The 431-nt window shown below is 55.2% G+C and carries 1 protein-coding gene; it reads left to right on the plus strand.

Annotation, left to right across the window (positions count from 1 at the left end; all coding sequences use genetic code 11):
• Nucleotides 1-162: 162 nt before the first annotated feature.
• A partial coding sequence (locus lacNas_RS00190) for an insulinase family protein (protein ID WP_201346477.1) occupies nucleotides 163-431 on the plus strand: 269 nt, incomplete at its 3' end.

Genomic DNA, 431 nt, shown 5'->3' on the forward strand with positions numbered 1-431 from the left:
CAACCAGGACCACAGCAACTGGCTGCTGGCCAAGGACCTGCGCTATGAGCTGCATGCCGACTACCAGGACTTTGACATGGCGGCGGCGGCCGGGCAGGTGACAAGCCGCCGGCTGGCTGATTTTGTCAAAAAGTTGTATCTTAACGAAAGCTACGTATTAAAATGATCAAACCGCAAATTATCAGAAAAAGATTTCCGTCGGGCTTTCAGGCCCAGGTGATCCGCCGGCGCGGCTTCAACCAGCGCTTTCTGGGCATCATCGTGGATTTTGGCAGCAGCGACCCGCAGCCGCTGCCGGGCCTGGCCCATTTTCTGGAACACAAGCTTTTTGCCGCGGAAAGCGGCGACTTGTCGCTTGAATTTGAAAAAATGGGCGCCGACGTGAACGCCTTTACCTCTTTCAATGAGACCATGTACTACTGCAGCGGGGT

It is taken from the genome of Lactobacillus nasalidis, assembly GCF_016587775.1.
Classification (GTDB): Bacteria; Bacillota; Bacilli; order Lactobacillales; family Lactobacillaceae; genus Lactobacillus; species Lactobacillus nasalidis.